At 70.6% G+C, this 19,816-nt stretch carries 19 protein-coding genes; 4 read left to right on the forward strand and 15 right to left on the reverse strand.

Features of this window, described 5'->3' with window-relative positions; all coding sequences use genetic code 11:
- Window positions 1–85: 85 nt before the first annotated feature.
- From WMF29_RS36410 to WMF29_RS36430, 5 genes are all read right to left on the reverse strand, one after another.
- Window positions 86–1,663 (reverse strand): hypothetical protein, encoded by a 1,578-nt coding sequence (locus WMF29_RS36410; protein WP_437324706.1) that lies wholly within the window; start codon window positions 1,661–1,663, stop codon window positions 86–88.
- Between the two features lie 867 nt (window positions 1,664–2,530).
- On the reverse strand, window positions 2,531–5,233 hold the full coding sequence (locus tag WMF29_RS36415) for an ATP-binding protein (protein ID WP_437324707.1): 2,703 nt from the start codon (window positions 5,231–5,233) through the stop codon (window positions 2,531–2,533).
- 162 nt (window positions 5,234–5,395) lie between these two features.
- Window positions 5,396–5,995, reverse strand: coding sequence for a hypothetical protein (locus WMF29_RS36420; RefSeq protein ID WP_437324708.1), 600 nt, complete (start codon window positions 5,993–5,995; stop codon window positions 5,396–5,398).
- Window positions 5,996–6,111: 116 nt separating this feature from the next.
- A complete protein-coding gene (locus WMF29_RS36425; protein ID WP_437324709.1) occupies window positions 6,112–7,146 on the reverse strand; it encodes a hypothetical protein in 1,035 nt (344 codons plus the stop codon).
- Between the two features lie 101 nt (window positions 7,147–7,247).
- The gene (locus tag WMF29_RS36430; RefSeq protein WP_437324710.1) at window positions 7,248–7,943 is read right to left on the reverse strand and encodes a hypothetical protein; all 696 of its coding nucleotides are present in this window, start codon (window positions 7,941–7,943) and stop codon (window positions 7,248–7,250) included.
- A gap of 600 nt (window positions 7,944–8,543) precedes the next feature.
- Here WMF29_RS36430 and WMF29_RS36435 point away from each other — a divergent pair.
- From WMF29_RS36435 to WMF29_RS36445, 3 genes are read left to right on the forward strand one after another with little or no spacing between them, the layout of a single operon-like run.
- A complete protein-coding gene (locus tag WMF29_RS36435) occupies window positions 8,544–9,218 on the forward strand; it encodes a hypothetical protein (protein ID WP_437324711.1) in 675 nt (224 codons plus the stop codon).
- A 23-nt stretch (window positions 9,219–9,241) separates the two neighbouring features.
- Entirely contained in the window at window positions 9,242–10,336 is a 1,095-nt protein-coding gene (locus tag WMF29_RS36440) for a hypothetical protein (RefSeq protein ID WP_437324712.1), read from the forward strand.
- Complete coding sequence (locus WMF29_RS36445) at window positions 10,311–10,889, forward strand: hypothetical protein (protein WP_437324713.1); 579 nt, start codon at window positions 10,311–10,313, stop codon at window positions 10,887–10,889. The genes WMF29_RS36440 and WMF29_RS36445 overlap by 26 nt, the downstream gene beginning before the upstream one ends.
- A gap of 410 nt (window positions 10,890–11,299) precedes the next feature.
- Here the strand turns inward: WMF29_RS36445 and WMF29_RS36450 are convergent, their stop codons facing one another.
- The 10 genes from WMF29_RS36450 to WMF29_RS36495 form a co-directional block, all read right to left on the reverse strand.
- A complete protein-coding gene (locus WMF29_RS36450) occupies window positions 11,300–11,800 on the reverse strand; it encodes a hypothetical protein (protein WP_437324714.1) in 501 nt (166 codons plus the stop codon).
- Window positions 11,788–12,114 carry a hypothetical protein gene (locus WMF29_RS36455; protein ID WP_437324715.1) on the reverse strand — a complete coding sequence of 109 codons (327 nt, stop codon included), beginning with the start codon at window positions 12,112–12,114 and terminating at the stop codon, window positions 11,788–11,790. The genes WMF29_RS36450 and WMF29_RS36455 overlap by 13 nt, the downstream gene beginning before the upstream one ends.
- A gap of 113 nt (window positions 12,115–12,227) precedes the next feature.
- Window positions 12,228–13,589, reverse strand: a complete 1,362-nt coding sequence (locus WMF29_RS36460) for a protein kinase domain-containing protein (RefSeq protein WP_437324716.1) — start codon at window positions 13,587–13,589, stop codon at window positions 12,228–12,230.
- 53 nt (window positions 13,590–13,642) lie between these two features.
- Window positions 13,643–14,599 carry a hypothetical protein gene (locus tag WMF29_RS36465; RefSeq protein WP_437324717.1) on the reverse strand — a complete coding sequence of 319 codons (957 nt, stop codon included), beginning with the start codon at window positions 14,597–14,599 and terminating at the stop codon, window positions 13,643–13,645.
- 304 nt (window positions 14,600–14,903) lie between these two features.
- Complete coding sequence (locus tag WMF29_RS36470; protein WP_437324718.1) at window positions 14,904–15,326, reverse strand: arsenate reductase ArsC; 423 nt, start codon at window positions 15,324–15,326, stop codon at window positions 14,904–14,906.
- A complete protein-coding gene (locus tag WMF29_RS36475) occupies window positions 15,323–16,042 on the reverse strand; it encodes an aquaporin (RefSeq protein WP_437331204.1) in 720 nt (239 codons plus the stop codon). The genes WMF29_RS36470 and WMF29_RS36475 overlap by 4 nt, the downstream gene beginning before the upstream one ends.
- A complete protein-coding gene (locus tag WMF29_RS36480) occupies window positions 16,026–16,508 on the reverse strand; it encodes an ArsI/CadI family heavy metal resistance metalloenzyme (protein WP_437324719.1) in 483 nt (160 codons plus the stop codon). The genes WMF29_RS36475 and WMF29_RS36480 overlap by 17 nt, the downstream gene beginning before the upstream one ends.
- A gap of 46 nt (window positions 16,509–16,554) precedes the next feature.
- A complete protein-coding gene (locus tag WMF29_RS36485) occupies window positions 16,555–16,860 on the reverse strand; it encodes an ArsR/SmtB family transcription factor (RefSeq protein WP_437324720.1) in 306 nt (101 codons plus the stop codon).
- A gap of 127 nt (window positions 16,861–16,987) precedes the next feature.
- Window positions 16,988–17,269, reverse strand: coding sequence for a cupin domain-containing protein (locus WMF29_RS36490; protein WP_437324721.1), 282 nt, complete (start codon window positions 17,267–17,269; stop codon window positions 16,988–16,990).
- 75 nt (window positions 17,270–17,344) lie between these two features.
- Entirely contained in the window at window positions 17,345–18,247 is a 903-nt protein-coding gene (locus WMF29_RS36495; protein ID WP_437324722.1) for a nucleotidyltransferase domain-containing protein, read from the reverse strand.
- A gap of 188 nt (window positions 18,248–18,435) precedes the next feature.
- On the opposite strand from WMF29_RS36495, the gene aroA reads away from it, so the two are divergent.
- Window positions 18,436–19,812, forward strand: a complete 1,377-nt coding sequence (aroA, locus tag WMF29_RS36500; protein WP_437324723.1) for a 3-phosphoshikimate 1-carboxyvinyltransferase — start codon at window positions 18,436–18,438, stop codon at window positions 19,810–19,812.
- Window positions 19,813–19,816: the final 4 nt, after the last annotated feature.

Raw genomic sequence — 19,816 nt, forward strand, 5'->3', positions numbered from 1 at the left:
GCCCGTACCGGTGCCTCCGGGGAACCGCGCCCCCCGTCGTTTCCGGGGGCTCTCGATCGTCTGCGGGCGAGGTTCGCCCTTGCTGCTATTGAAGCGCGCCGCGCGAGGGTGGGTCGTCGAAGCAAGCTCCATCGAGATCGGTCGACAGCGCCGCGAGCGGCGTCCCGCTGCTCACGGCGGGGCTGTCCGGCTTGAGGTGATAATCCCCACCGGCGACGTCGACGAACCCCGGATCGATCCCCGCCATCGAGCCGTCGTCCGTGAGCGGCGACCCGACCGGACTCGACGCCTCCGGATCGTCGGCCGCGTACCACAGGTTCGTGTGCAATGAATTCGTCGCCAGCGTCGGGAACGACGGGGAATACTCCTTCGCCCCGACGTCGCTGCGGCGATAGTACGTGATGTTGTTGACGAAGCGATTGTCCGCCGTCGTCCGAACCCTGGGGTTCTCGCCCACGCTTCCCGACCCGGGAAAGAACGACAGCAGGCTGTGGTTCGGGAACACGATGGTGTTGTTGGCGACCAGGCACCCCACACAGCCGTTGAAAGAGACCGCCACGCCGGGCGCCACGATCAGGTTTCCGAGCACGCGTACGTCCTGCACCTCGATGATGTCGGCCCCCGGCGCGACCGGCGGGCGAAACTGCTCGGGCGACACGATCGTGCCGAGCTGGACCCCGTAGCCCCCGATGACATCGAAGATGCGATTGTTGCGGATCTCGACGTCCGAGCTGCCGCCCCCGATCACGACGCCGTTGCCGAGCGCATTGCCGGCGACCACGCCGCGGTGCGACCCCATGATCTCGAGCCCTTCAGTCGTGTCCATGTCGATGAACTGGCTGTCCAGCAGCCAGAAGTCGTGGAGTCCGGCCAAGCGCACAGCCTTGGCGTAATACGTGTAGATGTCGCGTACGGACACGCGCTCGACAGCGACGAATTGCGTCGCTGTCGGATCGGCGTATGCCTCGCCGTCATCGACGATGAGCGCGGGGACGTCTCTGGTAGGCAAGGTCTGGGTGATCTCGAGGTCGTGTATCACCACGTGGTGCAGCCGCGAGAAGTGCAGGACCGGGTCCCCACCGACGAATACCGGCCGCTCCTCCCCCGGTGCACCGCCGATCCAGATCGGCGCCTCGGCGGTGCCGGCGACGTCGCTGATCTGCTCGGGCTCGTACGTTCCGGCGTGGATCCGCACCGCCGTCCCCGGAGTCGCCGCGCTCACGGCCGCGGCGAGGGTCGAGCACGGTGCCTCCTCCGTCCCGCACCCCGCGGCGTCCGTCCCGCCGGGAGCCACGTGGAGGAACACCACCGGCTGCTTGCCGGCCGCGAAGTGGGGTAGGTTCGTGCAATCCACCGGCTCGCCGGACGGCTCTCCTCCACCGCGGCCATCCGAGCCGCCGCCTTCACCCGGACCGCCGCCCTCACCCGCGCCGCCGCCCTCACCCGCGCCGCCGCCCTCACCCGCGCCGCCGCCTTCACCCGGACCGCCGCCCTCACCCGCGCCGCCGCCCCAACCCCCCACGCCGTCACCGCCGGATCCTCCCGATCCAGCGCCATGAGCGCCGCTCGAATTGACGGGCGGATCGGCCTCACGGCTCTCACCGCATCCGGCGAGGATGATGGCAGGGGCGAGGAACAACAGGACAGAAGTGATAATGCGCATGGCGTGACCTCCGCGCAGCAGGCTACGTCCCCGCCCGAGGATCGCCCCTTAATCCCCTCTTAAAGCGATTCGCGCGCTCGTCCCCGCGGCGCCGTCGCCCTTGCTCTCTCATCCATTTCGCAGGCCCGCGGAGAGGGTGCTCGCGGGGCGGGGTGGGGATGTGTCAAGCGACAGTAACTTTTACTGACGCTCTACAGGATGTACCGATGCCTCCGTCGAGTTAGGAAACATTGCCTCCTTGTCGGGGTATGCGCCCCTCCGGACGGAAGGGCGGATGATCGAGAAGCGCCTCGGTCCACCCTGGGCTCTCTGGCCAGAGGGGAGATCGCGGCGCTCCCGTCGCGAGGCGCACCATGGATCCCACGGAGGCATGCGCAGGAGGGGCAAACGTTGCGTAGCTCACGTTGATGCGTGCGCAGGAGGGCACGTCGGACGCACAGGAGGGCGCTGAGGCGGCGCACGAGGGGCGGCGGGGCTGCGTAGGAGCCACGCAATAGTAACGTAGGACACACAAGAAGGCGCACAGGAGGGGTGCCGAGGCCGCGCAGGACCCGCACGGGTGTGATGTAGGACACATAACAAGGCGCGCAGGAGGGGTGCCGAGGCTGCGCAGGAAGGCGTTGGGCCCGCGCAGCAGGGGCGTCAGGGGCGCGCAGGAGGGGTGCGGAGGCCGCGCAGGAGAACGCCGGGCCTGCGCAGCGGGGACGCCTGGATCGCGCAGCAGAGCGCCAGTGCCGCCCAGCAGGGGCGCCAGTGCCGCACAGCTGCGCGCCGCGGCCGCGCAGCTGCGGATGGTGGTCAACTTTGCCCGGGAAAGATCACAGGGAGACGGGAGATTCACTAAGTTTTTTCTCCCTGCCTCCCTGTTCAAATTCGACCAGTACCCCCCGCGGCCGGCTCCACCGCGACGTAGTGGACCGGCAGCGCCGGATCCAGCGAGTACCCCTCTGCGTCTCTCCGGAGCCACGGCTTCATCCCGAGCTTCCGCAGCTGGTTCATCGCCACGTAGATCCGGTTCGCCGCCGCCTCCGGCAAGATCCGCTCGCCCGGCCACCCCGCCTCCTTCAGCGCCGCCAGGGAGAGCCCTCGCCCCGGCGCGCACCGCTGCTGCTCGGCCAGCGCGTGCAGCAGGCGCCGCGCCGCGTGGCGCTCGCGCAGGTCGTGCCAGCCGCCGCCCGGCGGGCGGACGAAGCGCGCCCCCTCGGTCAGGAGGAGCTCGCGCTCGCCCTCCGCCCGCGCCTCGGGCAGGCCGCCCAGCGCCGCCAGGCTGCGCTCCAGGATCCGGAGCAGCAACCGCACATCGTCGGATCGGCTCGCGCTCGACGGCGATCCCTCCCGGGCGCGCGCGATCCTGCGCCGCGCCGCGCCCGCGTGCGCCGCCGCCTCCTCCCCCCGCCCCGCGCGGCGCGCCGCCTGGGCGAGCGCCAGGTCGACGAAGCCGGACGCCACCCGCGCGAGCTCCACGTCGGGCTCGTCCCCGAGCTGCGCGAGCAGCCGCTCCGCGGGCTCGATCGCGCGCCGCGCCTCGTCCACCGCGCCGACCGACGCGAGCGCCGCCCCGAGGCGGCAGAGGGCGATCCCCTCGGAGCGGCGGTCCCCGACCTCGCGCAGCAGCCCCACCGCGCGGCCGTGGCACGCGCGCGCATCGGCGAGGCGCCCCTCCTCGTGGTGGAGCGCGCCGAGGTTGCCGAGCGTGATCGCGAGCAGCCGGAGATCGCCCACCTCGCCGAGGATCGCGGCGGCGCGCTCGTAGCGCCGGCGCGCCTGCGCGGGCGCCCCGCGCTCCTGCTCGAGCAGGCCGGCGTTCGTCGAGAAGATGCCCTCCATCCGGCCGTCGCCGATCTCCGCCGCGATCGCGATCGCGTGCTCGTAGTAGGCGGCGGCCTCGGCCTCCCGGCGCTCGTCGTGGTGGAGCGCCCCGAGGTTGCCGAGCACCCGCCCCTCGGCGCGGCGGTCGCCGAGGGCGCGGTGGAGCGCGAGCGCCTGCGCGTAGTGGTCGCGCGCGCGCTCCATGTCGCGCCGGCCGTGGTGGAGCACGCCGAGGTCCGCGAGGATCCCCGAGAGGAGCGCCTCTGCCCCGAGCGCCGCCGCCTGCGCGCGGGCGCGCTCGAGGTCCTCGAGCGCGGCCTCCGCCTGCCCTCGGAGCCGCCGCGCGCGCCCCCGCGCCGCGAGCGCGCGGGCCACCACGCGCGGCTCTGCCGCGAGCGCCTCGGCCGCCGCGAGCGCGCGGTCGAGCAGCTCGAGCTGCGCCCCGAACGGCCCGCGGGTGCTGAGCACGGGCTCGATGGCGCAGAGCGCCCGCAGCGCGCGCTCGGCCGCCGCCGAGGCTCCGGCGCGCGGCGCCGTCGCCAGGGCGAGCGCGCCCTCGGCGACGGCGAGCAGCTCCTCCAGATCGCCGGCGATGTGGTTGAGCGCGTCGAGCGCGCCCCGACGCTCGAAGTCCGCGGCCGCCGCCTCGCCGGCGACCAGGTAGAACGCCGCGTGCCGCTCGATCGCGGCCTCGCGCTCTCCGCGCTCGGCGAGCTTCTCGGCGGCGAGCTCTCGCACCACCTCGTAGAGCGCGAAGCGCGTCGCCCCGTCGCTCCTCGGGGGCGCCGCGCGGAGCAGCGACTTGTCGCGCAGCGCCTCGATCCGATCGATCACGGCGGCGTCGGGCTCCGCGAGCACGGCGGCGGCCGCCGCGAGCGTGAACGGCCCGTGGAAGGCGGAGCAGCAGGCGAGCGCCCGTCGCTCGCGGTCGTCGAGCAGGTCCCACGACCACTCGATCGCGCTGCGCAGCGTCGCCTGCCGCGCCTCCCTCCCGCGCGCCGCGCCCGCGAGCAGGTCGAGCCGGCTCCCGAGCCGCGCGAGCAGGCCGCGCACGCCGAGCACGCCCTCGCGCGCCGCCGCGAGCTCGATCGCGAGCGGGATGCCCTCGAGCCGCCGCACCAGCGCGGCGACGTCGGCGAGGTGCTCGTCGCCGGGCGGCGGCGGCGGCGCGGAAGCGCGGTGGGCCGCGGCGCGATCGAGGAAGAGCGCCACGGCCGCGCTGCGCTCGGTCGAGCCCTCCGCGGGGAGGCCGAGGGGGCCGAGCTCGTAGCTGATCTCGCCTGCCAGGCGGGTGCGCTCGCGCGACGTCGCGAGGAAGCGGAGCTCGGGCGCCGCGCGCACCCATGCATCGAGGGCCGGCGCGGTCTGCTCGAGCACGTGCTCCAGGTTGTCGAGCACGAGCAGCGCCGGCCCCTCGGTCGCGAGGGCGCGGCCGATCCGCTCGACGAGCGTCGCTTCCCGGCGCCCCGCCGCGACCTGCGCCCCGATCGCGCGCGCGACAGCGCCGCAGACGGCGCGCAGGTCGCGGCATGCGGTGAGCTCGCAGAGCCACACGGCCTCGCCGGCCTGCGCCTCGGCCCAGCGGCTGGCGAGCTCCAGGGCGAGCCGCGTCTTGCCCATGCCGGCCGGGCCCCAGACGGTGACGAGCCGCTCGCCGCGCCGGAGCAGCCCGGCGATCGCGGCGAGCTCGCCCTCCCGGCCGATGAAGCGCGACGCGGGCAGGGCAAGGTGCCGCCTCCGCGGCCGAGCTGCGTCCGCCATGCGCCGACCTTCGATCGGACGGGAGCTGGATTCAACGCCAGAGCGGGCGGACGACGGGGCTGCGTCTGGACGGGCGCGGTGGGAGGGCTGAGACGCGGTGGGGCGGCGGAGATGCGGCGCAACGGCGGAGATAGGGCGGGACGGCGGAGATGCGGCGGGGGCTCAGGGTCGCACGAGCGGGGTCACGAGCAGCTTCTTCCGTGCGCCGCTGAGCTCGACCTGCACCTCGATCCCATGCCGATCGAGCACCGACAGCGGGCGGATCGGCGTCACCTGGGCATAGAGATCGCCGGCGCCGCACCAGGTGCCCTGGAGCGCCGGCGCTTCGGCGTCGTCGGGCGTGAAGACGACGGCGCCGGTGCGGCAGCCGCCGTCGACAGCCGCGTAGAGGCCCTCGATGCGGTCGAGCGCCGCGGGCCGCGCGCGAAAGGCGAGCTCCGCGCCCTCGGGCGTGCGCAGCCGGCCGGATTCCCCGCCCGCATCGGCGGTCGCCGTCCACCCGTCGCTCTCGAGCGAGAACGCGCCGCTCGGGTCCTCGGTTCCCTCGAACCATCGGGTCATGGTCGCGTAGCTGCTCACGCCGCCGCAAACGTAGAGCGTGACCGAGCCTTCGCCGCGCACGAGGGCGAGCACGGCGTCCGTGTTATCGACCGTGCCGACGGAGATCTCGGGCGGCGGGGCTTCGGGGTCTGCGGCGCACGCCGCGCAGGACACGGCGCCGAGCACCCCGGCGGCGCGCGCGAGCGCGCGAGCGCTCTTCATGGAGAAAACGATCCCACCGGAGCGATGAAAAAAGCGCATGGGGTCTTATTTTAGTCGAGACCCGGGGCGGAGGGAGCGGCAGTTCCGTACCAAAGACAAATGGGAGTCCGTGAGCGCTATGCCCCCCCGTCCGGCGGAGCATCGCCGGACAGCCCCTTTCGTCGCGCGGCGCGGACCGCCGCGAGCCAGTGCACCTTGGCCGGGTCGCTGTCCCACGGCGGGGGCTCCCGGTAGAGCGAGTCCCAGAATTCGCGCGCTGCCGCCTCGGCGGTCGCGAGCTCGCTCTCGCCTTCGGGCGCGTCCTCGACGGCATCCACGAGAGCACGCCATGGGTCCGAGTCGTAGCCTCTCAGGTTCGCCCACGGCCTTGCGGGCTCTCCGTCGAAGAGCCCGTCGCTGCTCTGGAGATAGCCCTCGTACGCGCTCTGGGCCACGGCGTCTCGCCGGCGACGGTTGACCTCGTCCACGCAGGAGTGGCGGTAGGACTCGGCCCATTCGCGGTCCTCCTCCGGCACGTCGTCTCGCCAGGCGCTCGCATAGAGATCGCGCAGCTCCTGCAGGAGCACCGCCGACTCCTTGAGAACCGTTGTGTGACGCAACGCGTCCGCGAGGGCTCGGTTGCGCGCCGCGCTCGGTCCGGGGAGAGGAGGCGCCCTAAACGTCCAGGACCGCGCAACATCCACCACCGGGCGGATGGGCCTCGTCATGGATCTCGGGAGCCCGCGGCGCCCGCGCCGAAACCCCCTCCGAAAGGCGCGGAGCGCCGAGGGCCGGTCCACCTCGGGGGCGTCGTCGACCGCCAGCGCCCGCCAGACGGACGTCCGGTGGAGGCGCGCTGTCGGATCGCCCGTCGCGCCCTCGCCCTCGCCCTCGCCCGCGAGCGTCTGCCCGAAGTCGACGACGAAGGCAAAAAACGCGCTCTTGACGGCTTCGAGCAGCATCGGCCACGGCGGAGCGGGCTCCTTGCCGAACCTGCCCGTGAGGCTCTCGCGAGAGCCCGCGTCCACCCTCGGGCGGATGGCCTCGGGCCGTGAATCGTCGACCCACCTCCCGAATTTCTCGCGATGCGCCTCGGCCCATGCGCGGTCCGCCTCGGGCAGGTCGTCGTGCCATGCTTCGGCGCACAGCCTGCCCAGAAACTCGAGGTCCATGTTCCGACCCCAAAGTTCCTGGGCCGAAAATAGGCAACTCGCCGTGCCCGCCTCGACATCGATGCGCCGCATGAGGAAACACACGCGCGACGTTTTGAGCTTCATGGATGATCCCCTGGCTCACCGCCCGTCGGGTCGGTGGGTTGCTCGCCCGGAACGTCTGTCGGCCGAGGTGGGCACCCCCAGCCTGGTCCAGCGCCGAGCGGGCAGAGGAGCGGGACGAGCTGAGGGGCAGCAAATCCCGGAGGCGGCGCCGGGAGTGAGATAAGCCAGTCGATCAGCTCATCGACTGTGATCGATCTGGGGTTCGTCAGGTCGGACGGCACCTTCTCCGGCTCGTAACGAAAATCCCACACGAACCTGCACTCGACTTGCGTCACGCCCGGCACCTGCTCCTCGTGCAGGATCTTGAGATTCATGGCTGCATTGCCCCGCCCTTGAAATTCGTCGGCACACATCGTGTAGGTCACGGGGATATGTCCTCCTCCAAGGAGACACTGGATCAAGTCCTCGACGGTGTACGTCGGCTCCTGGTCGTTCCAGCCGCTCCAGGTGCCGCCGGCCTTCAACCGGCACTGGAGCTTGCCCACCTGATCGTTGCGGTCTTTCTTGTAGGTCAGCAGCCACTTCAGCGCATTGGTGTTCAATTTCCTTTTTTGCAAGTCCGATAGCACATCGGCCGGCAGCGCCGCGATCCGTCGTCTGAGTTCGTCGCGATCGTCGGGGTCCACGATCGAGCAGCCAAGGGCGATCACGGCGACCGCAGCGACCGCCACAGCCTTCAGGAGCAGCTTCATGCGCGCAGGATTCCATGGAGAGGCGGTGAGCATCAAGCCATCCGCGCGCCCAGTCCCCGCGCCGCGCCTTCCCGATGCGCACCTGCGGGCGTCGCTGTTCCTGAGCGAGCTCGCACGGGCAAGAGAGGACCGCGCTTCACCCCCACGCCAGAGTGGCACCATCGCCCCAAACCCGACACTTACGCCTGGGACGATATCGGAGGCCGGAAGGCTATCGTCCGTGTAGGATCGGAGTACCTATGCGTCGAGGTCCGCGGAGGGAGCCGGCGTTCCGCGGTGGACGGCGCCGAATTCGCGCGATTTCGACCACGACGGAGTGACGCGGGTGTTCGCGGAGCCGCGCTCGAAAGAATGGCTCAAAGCTGCGGTGCTGGTGAGGGTCGGGATGTTTCCCCGGCCTGGAGAACCGATGTTCGGCAAATGTATCGGCACTGTCACTGCCATTTCTTCGAAGGCGAAGCCCCGGCCAGCGGCGGCGCTTGGGCGCCAGGCACTGTCCTCCTGGTGGCCCGTCACGGCTTGACCGGCGGTGGCGACCGCGGGTAAGGTCGGCCACCGTCTACGGGTACGTGGATCGGTGAACCAGGGGAGGGGAAACCGATGAATCATCGGCGCGGCGTTCTGCTCGTCGTGTTTGCCTGCGGCTGCTCCATCGTGGATCCCAGCGATCGCGATGAGCTGAGACACCAGATCGCGGCAATGCCACTCGAAGAAATATCGAGGCTCACGAGGTTAGCCATGAACGCCGCGGCCCTCGACTGGCTTCAGGGCAGGCCACCGGGAGATCAAATGGGCAAACTCCAGTGCCGCTACCAAGCTGGCGGTCAGTGGACCGAGTGGGCCGACCAGGAGCCGTCCTATATTGTCCAAGACATGCGCACCTGTCTCATCGAGGAACCTTTCTTGGTGACCTACCTGATGTGCAAGGACGAATGGGAAGCGCTGCAGCGTCAAATCAGAAAAACCGACCTCATGAATAGCCTGCCGATCCCGGGCGGAGCGACCGTCGAGTGCCGGTTCGTATGGGACTTCCGCTACGAACCGGACAAGGTACCGGCCAAGCTGACGGACCCCGACGCGGTCGACACAGACGACATCATCAATACCCTGATCGCGCTACCCGCTCCGCCCCCTGGATGGGCCTTTCCTCGGCTCGTCCCTCTCCTCTGCCCGCTCGGCGCTGGACCAGGCTGGGGATGCCCGCCCACACCCACGGACCCGACAGGCGGACAGCCCACGGACCCGACGGGCGGACAGCCGGGAGATCGGCCGTGAGGTGGCTGGCGAAGCGCCCTGGAATGCTCGCAGTGCAGGAGGCAGGCTACGGATACGGCCTGTTTACCACCAAGAGACCCGATCTCTGGAAATGGCACCTCGAGAATCTCGGCCAGCTGTGCGCAGAGGCATGGGACGATGGCCTGCCCGAGGAAGACAGCGAATGGGCAGATCCGTACCGCAAGAAATTCAGCAGGTGGATTGACGATTCCGGACACGCTGACACCGACTACAAGGCGAATGCGGCGGATCTCCAGAGCCGCCATGGCCGCTTCGGCGGAGAGCCCGCGCCACCCTGGCCCATGCTGCTGGAGGCCGTCAAAAGCGCTTGTTTTGCCATGATCGAGGCCGCCAAACAGGTGCGCCCCGGCGCGAGCGAGCGTGCGGCGGAGGATCCGACGTCGCGACTCCACAGGAGCTATCTCTGGCAAACGCTGACATCCGACGACACGCCCCAGGAACACCGAGTCGACGCGCTCCGCGCCTTCCGAAGGGGTTTTCGGATCGGACGCCGCGGGAGACCGAGGACGCTGACGAGGCCCATCCACCCGATGCTGGAGCCTCCCGCGATCTGGGAGATTGCGGCGCCTGCGCTTCCCGGTCCGAGCGCCACGCGCGAGCGGGCCCTCAGGGCGCTGCCGGTTCCGGACGATGCGAAGAAGCTTGCGGCACGCGAGCATGAGCTGCGAGCGCTGTATGCGAGCGCATGGCGAGATGACGTGCCGGAGGAGGACCGCCTCTGGGCAGCGCTGTACCGTGACACGTGCATTCTGTGGGTCAACAACCGCCGGCGAACTGCCCTGGCGCAGAGCGCCTATGAAGGCTATCTCCAGAGCAGCGATGGGCGCTTCGGCAGCGAGCCTGCTGGACCGTGGCGTAGCGTGGGCACCTTCGCCAAGGAACCCTGGTATTCTCTCGTGGACCGCGTCGAGGACGCCCCCGAGGGCGAGAGCGAGCCGGCGACGGCCGAAGCAGCAGTATGGGAATACTGGGATGCGCTCTACCGGGACGCCCCGTCATGGGACAGCGACCCCGACCGGGCGCACTGGCTCGCGGCGGTCCGCGCCGCTCGAAGGAAGGCGCAGGCCGACGATGGTCCACGGGCGATGGGCAGGTAGTGCTCGGAGGGGGTCGCGCGCCGGGCTCGTCGCGCTGTCGCTTCTGCCCGCGGTCGCGCGGGCGGAAGAGGGCGCGCCGCCGCGCTGGGAGATCGACGTCAAGGCGACCTACGTCGTGCTGGGGTCGCGTGCCACGCGCGCGACGGGCGGCATCATGCCGTCGGTCACCGGCTTGCGCCGATGGCCTGTCCGCAACGCCGTGGACATCGGCATCGGCGCCGACGTGGGCCTCTTCGGTCTGGGCGGCGACGCGCGCTGGCTCGGCGTGCTGACCGGCCCCACCGCGGCCGTCCGGGGCAGGCCGTTCCGTGCGCCCCTGTCGTTCGAGCTCGCGGCGCGGCTCGACTTCGGGCGCATCCCTGTATGCAACGCATGGGGGTTGTGCCTGCGGTATCTTGGGTTCTTCCCGGCCATGGAGGCCGGCGCGGCCTATCTATCGACGCAGCATGTGGCGATCGTGGCGACGTGCGGTGTCCGCTTCATCACGACGCTCGCGTGGTCGGGTGTCAGCGTCGAGCCCGCAGCGGCGGGCCGAATCTTCTGGAAGGTATGACCTTGACGGGCGTAGAGCCCACCGACCCCACGTGCGGTCAACCCGGAGATTGCTCATGAACCCTTCGCTGGGGGAGACGAAGTCCTTCGTACCCCGCGTCGTGCGCGAGGTGGCCATCGGCCACGCGCTGTTCTCGACCAGGGATCCTGAAGAATGGAAGTCGAGCTTCGAGGATCTGGGCGTGCGTTCGCGGACCGCATTGACGACGCGGCCGACGACGAGAGCGATATCGAGACGGCTGAAGCGGCAGCGCGCGTGTGTTGGGACACACTCTACCGAAACGCCCCGCCGTGGAATAGCGACCCGGACCAGGCGCACTGGCTCGCAGCGGTCCGCGCCGCTCGATCCAAGGCGCTGGCAGGGAATGCACCACCAGAAAAGGCGCGATAGCCCCAGTAGATCCCGCCCGGCTACTCGGCCCCGCTGCAGTCCGAGACGTGAAAGACCGCCGTCTCCAGGCGCGCCTTTGCACCGTCGAAGAGCCGGATCAGGTCGCACGGCCCCGCCGACACGTCGGCCTCGTACGGGTCATCTTGCAGACCCTCGATGATGATCTCGCAAGCCCCCTGGTACAGTTCTCCGTCGATCTTCGCGGATGTGTGAGGCGAGCCGGGCTCGTCCATCACGTCGAAGAAGGAAAGCGACGCGCCATCCTTCGCGACCGCCACGCTCAGCTCACCTTGATCGCGCACGATGCACCACCCTGAAACATCGTCGCTTGCGTCCACGGCCCTCGTACCGTCGTCGCCGGTGTCGATCACCAGCGCTTCGCCGCCCCGCGAGACGGTGACCTTCCCCGCAACCTCGGGATCGGGGATGCACCCGCTGCTCGAGGCGCTGACAGCACCCCAGAACAGGAGCCGACAAGCACGCCTGAGGACGCCAGCGCCCCCGTCGCTCATGTCGTGCATCCGTCGTAGCTTTGAGCGGTCACCGTCGGCGGCGTCCCCCTGGGGGTGCAGCACATCTCGTGTTCTTCTCCATCCTCTTCAACATACGTTGTTCTGTCCTCGTATCCCTCCCAGCAGACATCATCCACCAGGCTGGGGATCACACAGAGGGTATAGCCCTCCGGAATATCGCTTCGAACAACGCCGGCACAAGCACGTGAGAACGTCGGCGACTCCGGCGCGGTAGAGGTATCTTTCTGCCATCCGTCCCAGAGGACATCCGTATCTTCCGCGCAGTCGTGCGCCTCGTTCTGCGTACCCTTCCAGAGCCACACGGCTGGGTATCCCTCACGGGGACCTCGACCGGGGCAGTCGCGATCTGGGGCGCAACCTACCCCAGCGCTCACGGCGATGAACAGAAGAACGCATCGCATCGACAGAAGCCCTCCTAATACAACGCAGGACCACAGCTGAAATCGCCGCCCTCGCAGTACGGCCGGCGCCGTTCGGCCTTCACCGTCGCGCCTGCTCGCTGCGAGAGCGCAACACGCGGGCGGCTATCCGCTTCCGTCGGGGCGGCCCTCGCCGAACCTTCCGGCGACGGTAAACGCTGCTGCTCGCGCAGCGGCGATACCCGCTCCACCAGCACCGTCTCCAGCTTCTCCGCGCGGAGCGCCATCGTAGTCGGGCGCGCAAGCCAGAGAGCGCCTGCGCATAGCGCGGCTGTCGCAGCAAGCAAAACGGCGACGCGGCTCGCGAGCTTCCGGGGCGGCGTACCGCCAGGGCCGCTCCCGATCATCATGAGCTCTCGCCCAGGCTCTCGGCCGAGGGAGAGCGGCGGCAGGACGGGCTCCTTCGATGCGGGCGCCGTCGGCGATGGCACGTCAAGCGGAGGGACTTGCAACAGCAGAAGCTCATCCTCATTCGATGGCGCCGCCGACGGCCTTCTCTCGGACGGCCGGGTGCCCGACGCTTCTGTCACTGGCCCTGGCGCACACGGACTCTCCAGATGGGAGCTGCGCAAGGTCGACGGCGCCGCGCCGGTGACGGGGGCGTGCTCTTCGCTCCCGCACGGTGCCCGGTCCAGCGTGGGCCATGCATCCGCGAGGCCCTCGAGCACCGTGATGAAGTGGTCGACGTTCCTGTACCTATTGCGCGGCTCCTCTTCCAAAGCCATCTCGATGGCGGCAGCCACGGCAAGCGGAATGTCGATGGGGATCGCAGGCTTAACCCGTTGTGCCCCCAACACACCTGAGTGGCCGACGTCGAGCGGGCGACGACAGACGAGCTCGTACAGCAGGGTCCCGAGGCCGTAGACGTCAGCCCGGGGCCCCACCCGGTCGCCGCGAAGGAGCTCAGGAGGCGCAACGAGCGGCTCCAGCGCGGCCTCGTGCGGCTCGATCCGGAACAGCCGGACGAGGCCGAACTGGCTGATGCTGTAATCCCGATTCGACGTGATGAACACGCGGTCTGGACCAAACGCCCCATGGCACCAGCCCAGCGCGTGACACCGCTGGATCGCCAGGGCAATCTCGATCAACATGTGCAGCGCGGTGGCTCCGAGATCGGCACCGCGCGTGGCATCTCTGATGCTGATCCCATGACTTCGCTTGCACGCGACCCAGGCAGAGACGCCGCCCGCATCTCCGTAGAGCACAGACTCCAACTGCGGGACCGCTCGTCCGACTTCCTGCAAGCGCTGGAGCTCCGAAGCGAAGGCCGTCCGGTCGATCGTCTGGCCCTCGCGCAAGTGCAGCCAGACGGTGGCGCCCTCACCACCTACCTGTTGAGCGAGGAACGTGCGGACCATGCCGTTATGAACCTCGCTGAGGATCCGGTGCCCTTCCCAGACGGTACCAGGCTCTACCACGAGAACCGCACCTCCGCGCCGCCCGCGCTTGCGCGGACCTGAGGGCCGCTCGGCAGCACCGCGATCGCCAGCGTCGCGGCCCCCAACACGCTACCAGCGACGAGGGCTGCCGTGCTGAGGTGCTGCTCTACATCGATAGCGCGCATCGCGCTTCGCGTCTCGCTGTTCTCCTCCCACTCGAGCCTGCACATCTCGGCCCTCAGAGCGCTGTTCTCAGTCGATGCCACGATGTGCAGCACAATCCCCGACACCAGGAGCGCGCCAGACGCAGCGGACCCCGTATAAAGCAGCCACGGGGCCGGGGGGCTTGCTGGCCGTACCGGCGCGCCCGCCGGCGTCGCCTTCAACGGAGCGACCGAACGCACGCTCGCCGGTTCCGCGCTCAAAAGGACAACGCGCGATTCTCTCGCGGTGATGTGCACCATGGAGCGTGCATTGCGGCCATCCGGCAACATCGTCGTGATTTCATGCTGCCCGGGCGCGACGTAGATCTGACCGCTCTCGTCCACGAGGCGCCCGTCCACGAGCACGGGCGCCGCCCCCGCGGGCGCGAACACGTGGAGCTGCGCCACCTCGAGCCGCGCCGCCGCCAGGTCCGCGTGCCGCGTCTCGTAGAGCCGCCGCTCCCTGGGCGTGGCCGGCGGGCGCATCTCCTGCACACACCGCGTGAGCTCCACCACGGCGTCCACCCAGCGCCCGAGTCGGCGGTCGAGCTGCCCGAGCTGGCAGATCCCCACCGTGGATCGCTCGATATCGTAGATCTGCGCCCACAGGTCGCGAGCGCGCGCGACGTCGAGCCGCTCCAGGGCGGCCTCTGCCTCCTTGATCAAAGCTGTCACGCGCGGCGACCGCGGCGGCGGCTGCGCGGCGAACGCTGGCTCGAGCGCGAGGAGGAACATCGCGACGGCCGCCACGTGCGACCAACAGATGACCAGCGCAGAACGCAGCAAAGCGCACCTCGGCCCTACGAAGGAGACCGGATGCCGCGCCGGCCCAATCCGGCGCGGTACCGCCTTTTCAGCTCAGCCTCGGCCGGAGCGGCGTCCATCCCTCGGGCAGACGTGCACTAACATAGGTCTGCCTGCGCTTTGAATCCCCCACAGACCGAATTTGCTCTCGCGAACGCATTACAAATCGCGGCCACAATTTCTCACCAAATCGCCCTCCTGGGTTGCCGGCAGTCCCCTTGCGTCGAGGCGCCGCCCGGCGGCGATCGCCGGTGCGCCGCTGCGCCCGCCGGCTCGAGGCTCGTCCTCAGCCTTCCTCGGCCGGTCGCGCAGCAGCCCACCCCTCGCGAGACACGAGCTCGGACACGCGCACGCGGACCTCGTCGCGGATCTCTCGCACGCGCTCCACCGGCTTGCCCTTGGGGTCTTCGAGGGGCCAGTCGTCACGGCGCAGCCCTGGAACCACGGGGCACACCTCCCCGCATCCCATGGTGACGAGCAGCGCCGCCTGGCTGGCCAGCGCATCGGTGAGCCGCTGGGGCTTCACGGCCGAGAGATCGATCCCCTCCTCCGCCATCGCGGCGAGCACTTCGGGATGGACGCGCGGGCCGGGCTCCGTACCGGCCGAGATGGCGCGCGCCTTGGAGGGATCGGAGAGGGCGTTGAACCACGCCGCCGCCATCTGAGAGCGACCCGCGTTGTGAACGCAGGCAAAGAGCACGGTCTTCATCGAATATCCTCCGGAAGCGCGCGATCGACCACGCGATCGGCGACCTTGGGCAGGGCAGGAACGAGCCAGCGAAACGCCAGCGTTGCCGCCGCCGCCCCTGCGAGCTGTGCAACGATGAACCCCGGTGCGTCGGCCGGACGGATGCCGGCGAACGTATCGCTTGCGGCCCTGGCGAGCGTCACCGCCGGGTTGGCGAACGACGTCGACGAGGTGAACCAGTAAGCGGCCGTGATGTAGGCGCCGACGGCGAAAGGAACCGCCTCGGCCCGCCTCCGGACACCGCCCCAGATGACGGCGAGCAACCCGAACGTCGCCACGAACTCGCTCACCATCTGGGCGAACCCTGAGCGCTCATGTTGCGATGCCGAGAAGAGGGCCTCGCCGAACATGACGTGAGCCACGGCGACGCCCGCGAAGGCGCCGGCAACCTGGGCCAGGAGGTAGGCAGGCACCTCGCGCCAGGAGAGTCCACCCTGGCTTGCGTCGGCGAGCGTGACGGCGGGGTTGAAGTGCGCACCGGAGATCGACCCGAAGGTCAGGATGAGCGCCACCAAGGCGGCCCCCGTCGCGATCGTGTTCGCGAGCAGGGCAATCGCCACGTTCCCGCCAGCGAGGCGCTCGGCCATGATCCCGGACCCGACCACGGTCGCGAGCAGCAGGGCCGTCCCGAGCGCCTCGGCGACGGCCCTGCGGGCGAGATCAGCGCGCGGCGGCATCGTCGAGCTTGGACGGGACGCAGCACGCAGGCGCGCAGCACGCGGCATCGCTCTTCGAGGGAATCGGGGGCTGGCTGGGCTGGCTCCCCATCACGGCCGCGTCCCCCTTCACCACGAACACCTCCCACGAGTTTCCGTCGGGATCCTCGATCCAGACCTTGTCCTGCACCGCGTAGCAGCAGGCCGTGTCCTCCTCCGTGAAGGTCTTGAGCTCCGCGGCCTCGAAGCGGCTCTTGGCCTCGAGCACATCGTCGGTGCTCGCCACCTGCACGCCGAAGTGGCTCGCGTTGACGCCGGTACGCGGCGCCTCCTGCATCGTGAGGTTCAAGGAAGGCGACGCGAGGTCGAACTTCGCGTAGCCGGGACGACGCTTCGTGGCGCGTACGCCGAAGGCCTTCTCGTAGAACGCAACGGAAGCGTCGATGTTGGCGACGTTGAGGGAAATATGAGGCTTGAGGACATTCATCGCGTGCTCTCCTTCCAAAAATATCGAACTAGAGGGGCAAAAAAAATCAGCAGCAACCCTTGCCGCGCTTGCAGCAGTCCTCCCACAGGTACGCTGTGAGGACACGGAGCGCCTCGTAGTCGGCGCTGTAGTAGTGAAACGTCCCTTCCCCGCGTGTCCTCAGGACGCCGGCATCGACGAGCCGCTTCAGGTGATGGCTCAGCGTCGAAGCGGCCAGTCCGACATGCGCCTGGATGTCGCCGGCGGAGGCGCCCTCCGCGCCGGCCTGTACCACGAAGCGCAGGACCGCCAGCCGCACGGGGTGACCCAGCGCGGCGAGCTGTTCGGCGTGGCGCTCGAGCGTCGACGGCACACCTTACTTCTAATAATGTCGAAGCATCGGCGCAAGCACTTCTTCCAAGTAAATAGAAACAAGAGCTGGTGCAGTGTCTGGTGCTCTGAGACAGAGCGCGGGGGGATCTCGGCGCCGCGACCCCCGCTCAGCCGAACCGGTAGTGCTTCCGCACCGGCGAGCGCACCTCCCAGGTGCAGCTCAGCCCCGCGGGGAACGTCACCAGATCCCCCGCCTGGATCCGCACCGGCGCGCCGCCGCCCTCCGCGGGCGTCACGAGGACGTCGCCCTCGAGCAGGTAGCAGATCTCCCGCTCGTCGTAGTGCCACGGGAAGGTCGACACCTCCTTCGTCCAGATGGGCCAGCCGCGCGCCCCGAGCTTCGCCAGCTGCTCCTCCGACGGACCGTGCTCCAGCTTGATCGACTCCATGGCTCCTCGTCCTCGCTCGACGCGCCGCCGCCGGGCCCGCTGCCGCGGCGCCCTCCGCGATCGTCGCGGCCGATGCTAGCAGCTCGGCCCGTCGCGGCGGCACAGGTCGCGCACCTCGAGCGCGATCGCCTCCATGCGCCCGAGGCGCGCGAGCAGCGCCTCCGCGCCCTCGCCGGGCGCCGCGAGCGTCGCCTCCACCCTGTCGGCGAAGCCCTGGGGGCACTGCGAGAGCGACCGCGTCCTCGGCAGGGCTCCCTTCTCGTTCGAGAGGTAGCGCTCGTTCAGCGCGAACAGCGCCTGCACCAGGCAGGCCGCCGCGCGGAACAGGCAGCCGCTCACGTAGAACACGTCGCCGCGCCGCCCGGCCTTCTTCGCTGTGTCGATGGCGAAGCCGGCCTCCCACAGGAACATCTCGAGGAGCGCCCTCCGCAGGGCCGGCGGATAGGGCGTCACGAGCGCCTTCAGCGGAGCCAGCGCGCCCGCCGGATCGAAGAGCGGCCGGCAGTCGTGGATATCGGCCAGGTAGTTGGCGCTGAGGAAGCCGTGCGGGTGCCCGGGCTGGTAGTCGCACGTCACCTGCCCCGCCCGGCACTCCGCGATCACGCGCCGCACGCGCGCGAGATCCCGGTAGAGCCAGTCGACCCGGTGCCCCTCGATCTCGAGCCACGCGCCGCCGTTGATCCAGGGCCCCCACGCGCCGGGCGGCGTGACGACGTCCTCGGCGGCGCTCGTGTGGAGCTCCCGCGCGAGCGGCGCCACGTCGCCCTCGGCGCCGCCCGCGCAGAGCTCCCGCGCGAGCGCGCGCAGCGCCGCGAGGTCGGGCGGGCTCTCGGGCTCGTAATAGATGCCCAGGTCGACGTCCGAGTCCGGGTGGCCCGCGCCTCGAGCGCGCGATCCGCCCAGCACGACCGCCACCACGCCCGGGATCGCCCCGAGCCGAACCGCCACGCGCGCCGCCACGTCCACTGCCTCGTCCATGCCGCCTCCTGTCGACCCGCCGCGACGCGCCGACCCTAGCATCGGGGCGCCCGCGCCGTCCCGCCGCACGCGCTGCGCCCTCGGGGCCCCGCCGCACGCGCTGCGCCCTCGGGGCGCCGCCGCACGCGCTGCGCCCTCGGCGCCCCGCCCGCTGTGCCTGCGCCCGCCGTTCTGCTACACGGCAACCCGTGCCCGACCTCATCGTCCACCCGGCGGAGCGGCCGCTCATCGGGAGCGTTCCGGTCCCTGCGGACAAGAGCATCGCCCAGCGGGCGCTCCTCCTCGCCGGGCTCGCCACCGGGCAGAGCCGCATCCGGGGCGGGACGCTCGGCGGCGACGTCCTCTCGACCGTAGGCGCGCTGCGCGCCCTGGGGGTCCGCGTCGAGGAGCCGTCGCCGGGCGACCTCGTCATCCACGGCGCCGGGCTCTCCGGCCTCCGCGCCCCCGGCGGCCCCATCGACTGCGGCAACTCCGGCACCACGATGCGGCTCCTCGCGGGCGTCCTCGTCGCCCAGCGCTTCGCCGCGCGGCTCGTCGGCGATCCGTCGCTCTCGCGCCGGCCCATGGAGCGCGTCGCGAAGCCGCTCCGGCTCCGCGGCGGGCACATCGAGGGGCAGCTCGATCCGCGCAAGATCGGCGAAATCACGGCGCCGCTCGACGTCGGGCCGCTCCCCGAGCCGCACGTGCTCTCGTCGATCGAGCACGAGATCCCCATCCCGTGCGACCAGGTGAAGAGCGCCCTCCTCCTCTCCGGCCTCTACGCCGACGGCCCCACGTTCGTGCGCGAGCCGATCGTCTCGCGCGATCACACCGAGCGCATGCTCACCGCGCTCGGCGTGCCGATCGACTCGGTCGGCGCGATGGTCTGCCTCGACGCCGCCCGCTTCTCCGGCGCGCTCCCGGCGTTCGAGCTCGACGTGCCCGGCGACCTCTCCGCGGCCGCGTTCCTCGTCGCCGCCGCGCAGATCGTCCCGGGGAGCCGCGTGACAGCGCGGCGCGTGGGCCTCAACCCGACGCGCACCGGGCTGCTCGAGGTGCTGCGCGACATGGATGGCGGCGTCGCCGTCGAGATCAAGGGAGAGGCCCTCGGAGAGCCCACCGGCGATATCCACGTCGCGCCCGCCTCCTCCGGCGCCGGCCTGCGCGCCGGGCGCGCGGGCGGCGAGCTCGCGGCGCGCGCCATCGACGAGCTGCCGATCCTGCTCGGCCTCGGCGCGCGGGCGCGCGGCCTCACCGAGGTGTTCGACGCGCGGGAGCTGCGCTCGCAGGAGACCGACCGCATCGCGGCGATGGCGTCGGTGCTCGGCGCCTTCGGCCTGCGCTGCGAGGAGCGCACCGACGGGCTCCTCGTCGAGGGCAGGCCCGACCGGCCGCTCGACGCGGCCGACGTCGACAGCCGCGGCGATCACCGCATCGCGATGACGGCCGCCGTGCTCGGGCTCGCCGCGGGCGGGCCCACGCGCGTCCGCGACGCGGGCTGCATCGCGACCAGCTTTCCCCTCTTCGTCGGGACGCTGCGCGCCCTGGGCGCGCGCATCGAGGTCGAGGGCGCCCGCGCCGCGTGAGCGC

This window comes from Sorangium sp. So ce381 (assembly GCF_051473845.1).
Taxonomy (GTDB): Bacteria; Myxococcota_A; Polyangia; order Polyangiales; family Polyangiaceae; genus Sorangium; species Sorangium atrum.